At 48.9% G+C, this 3189-nt stretch carries 3 protein-coding genes; all 3 read right to left on the reverse strand.

The genetic code is table 11. The features are described from left to right. Positions 1 to 191: 191 nt before the first annotated feature. The 3 genes from ACYQ2M_RS24855 to ACYQ2M_RS24865 are packed head-to-tail and all read right to left on the reverse strand — an operon-like array spanning position 192 to position 2948. Positions 192 to 1139, reverse strand: coding sequence for a tripartite tricarboxylate transporter substrate binding protein (locus tag ACYQ2M_RS24855; protein WP_459919097.1), 948 nt, complete (start codon positions 1137 to 1139; stop codon positions 192 to 194). 22 nt (positions 1140 to 1161) lie between these two features. Continuing rightward, positions 1162 to 2415 carry a tripartite tricarboxylate transporter permease gene (locus tag ACYQ2M_RS24860; RefSeq protein WP_459919098.1) on the reverse strand — a complete coding sequence of 418 codons (1254 nt, stop codon included), beginning with the start codon at positions 2413 to 2415 and terminating at the stop codon, positions 1162 to 1164. An 8-nt stretch (positions 2416 to 2423) separates the two neighbouring features. Continuing rightward, positions 2424 to 2948, reverse strand: a complete 525-nt coding sequence (locus ACYQ2M_RS24865) for a transposase (RefSeq protein WP_459919099.1) — start codon at positions 2946 to 2948, stop codon at positions 2424 to 2426. Positions 2949 to 3189 lie beyond the last annotated feature (241 nt).

The raw sequence follows: 3189 nt of genomic DNA on the forward strand, positions 1-3189 counted from the left end.
TACCATTATAACCGACTGGTGTAAAAATTTCGATCAAGAACAGTGGAAGAAATCGTCACAAGAAATCTTTTGGCCCGCATAGGACAATTCTGAAGCCAGTCGGAGCCTGTCAGATATTCCTGATAGGCTTGTGTCCAAAAAAAACGGGCTTCCTTTTTTTAGGGAAGCCCGCCTTTGTTCGATGAATTACTTTATTTTGTCATTAGGTTTTTGATGTTTTTCCCATTTTTATCAGACTCACTTTTAACAAAGGCCTTTGTTTCATCCGGTCCAAGATATCCCGGGGCAAGGCTGAGACGTTTGAGGCTCTCAACAAAGCTTGGAGATTTAACAGCCGTTTTCATGGCCGTACTGATCTTGCCAAGAATCTCGGAAGGTATTTTGGGCGGGGCAACCAAGACCATCCACTGGCTGTAAAAAACATCTTTGCCCGATTCGGAAATGGATGGCAGGTCAGGCAGGAGCGGGGAGCGATCTTTATCCAGAAGGGCCAGAGCCTTGACATCGAACTTGGTTAAAGCGCCAGCCGTGGTGGTATAAATTTGGGCCCGGTTACCGGCAATGGATTGAAAGGCGCCTGTGTCGTCATTAAAGGGGACATGTTTTACCTGAACTCCGTATGCTGAGGTTAGCTCCTTGTATGCAAAAAAGGGAACACTACCCACACCGGATGAGGCCCAAAAATATTTTTTCGGAGCAGCCTTCATGGCGTCGATCATTTCATTAAAAGTGTTCCAGGGCGCATCCTTGGCCACGTAGACCAGGTACGGGGAATTAATGATCCGTCCCACATAGGTAAAGGAATTAATGGTGTAGGGGATCTTCCTCATATGGGGATGCATGGCAAGTGGACCGCTGGGAATGACGCCCAGGGTATAGCCGTCTGGCTTGGCAGCCAGCATCTCCTTGCACCCGATCATGCCCGAGGCACCGGCAATGTTCTGAACCACGACATTCTGGCCCAAGATTTTTTCCATTTCTCCGGCCAACAGTCTGGCGCTGATGTCTGTTTCTCCGCCCGCATTAAAGGGCACAATGATTTTGATGGGCTTTTCAGGAAATTGAGCAAAGGCCTGGCCGACCATGGTCGCCAGAGCAACCAAAGTGATAAATACGGAAGATAATACCTGTTTTTTCATAACACCTCCTACTATTTGTTGTTTAATCAAGCGATTTCGCTTGTATTTCTTTCACCGTATTGGACAGGGTTCTTACAATGGGTATTGCCAGAAATATCAGGGCCACTGAAAAGAGCACCATGGCAATGGGCGAAGTGCCGATATATTCAAAGACTGACATATCCCCCTTGTAAACGGCGGCCTGACCCAGCCGGTATTCAAGCTCGGGGCCGAGCACATATCCAATGATCAGTGGGGTAATGGGAAAGCCGGAGATCCTAAAACCAAAGGCGCTGATCCCGATGACCAGGGCAACAGGGACATCGAACATATTACCCCGTGGTAGATAGACCCCGACAACCGAGCAGACAACAATCAGGCCCAAAAGGACGGGGGTCGATAACTTGATCAAATACCCGAAGAACTTGACTGTGAAAATGGCTGCGGGTATCAGCAGAATATTGGCTAAAATAAGGTTAATAAATGCCGAGTAAACCACCTCTGGATGGTCCGCCATGAGCCGGACTCCGGGGGTGATGTCGTGGAGGGTCAGGGTAGCCAGCATCAGGGCGGCCACAGGTTCTCCTGGGATGCCCAGGGCCAGGGTGGGAATGAGTGCTCCGCCGGTAACAGCATTGTTACTTGATTCGGCAGCAATAAGCCCGTCAGGCTCTCCTGTGCCGAATTTGTCCCCGTTTTTTGAGGACCTGCGGCCAACCGTATAGGCGATAAAGGTGGATGCCGTGGCCCCAGTGCCGGGAAGGGTGCCAAGACCCACACCGATGAGGGAGGAACGAATCAGTCCCCAGATCCTGCCTTTCCATTCTTTGAGCCCGGGGAACCGTATCCTGGTGCATTCAATGGCCTGCTCCTCTTTATTGGTTTTGAATTCATATATTCTGTAAAAGACTTCGGCCAGGGGGAAAACCCCCACCACCACTGGCATGAGCGCAATGCCGGCCACAAGGTTATCAGAACCGAAAGTAAAACGGATCTCCCCACTCATGGGGTCAGACCCCACAGTAGCAATAAACAAGCCGAGTACACCCATGAGCATGCCCTTGAGCTGGTTGCCTTCGGACAGGCTTGAAATACAGGCCAGGCCCGGCTGGGGAATCGACGCCTGAACGGCGGTTGGGGACAGAAACAATCCCTGTATAAAATCGGACCTTGAGCCGTTGAAAAAGAGCTGAATAGTATCTTTTGGGCAGGTTTTGAGCATACCCCACCGGAAATCTCCCAAAGCGTAAAAATTATTGCCAGCCGCCAGCAGGGATTTGGGAATCGGAAAAGTCATAAACCAAATCAGGAATAGAACCTGATCCGCTTCCCCCGGGTTTTGTTCGAATAATGACCGTAGTACCTGACCGTCTGCTCATACCGGCCGGGAATGTGCGTCACCAACCTGGCCAGCCAGTCCAGTGTATTAAAGACTTTCCGGGACTTCCTGTCTTTCGAGGTGTAGACGACCTTCGAAATACCGTCATCGGAATTTTGTGCCGGGATATAAACCATACGTTCCTGGGGAAAACAGGCGCGGGTAATGTACCGGGCAAGATTACCGAGGCTCGCTTGGTCATTGGAAGAAATTTTGTCCCCGATATAAACGTGGAAACCGGAATGGCTCCATGAAAGCATATTTTCGATAACAGCATCCGTTATTTTGTCCTCTTTTTTGAGCATCTTAAGCACTTCGTACTGGAAAATCTCTTCCAGGTCTTCCAGTATGAACCCCGGAGCCATGTGAAAATCACCATCTTTTGAAAAACAGCCGTCGGAAACAATGGCATGCAGATGAGGGTTGAAGCTCAGAAAGTCAAAATTAAACACATATTCTGTTGAAACATTTTATATTTCATATTTTACTCAAAGAATGCTTTTAAGTGATCACCCTGAGAGTCGTTTTGCCCATTATTCGCAAACTTGGGTTCTCAAACGTCAAGTACAACCACGGAAAGCGGGAATGCTGTATAAACAAAGCTCATGAACACCTCCTTTTCATTTTAATATTCAGTCCTTCACCCTGTCCGGGGCATTACTCCCGGCATTTGGCTACCATGACTTCTGCTGG

The organism is Desulfocicer niacini (assembly GCF_054657595.1).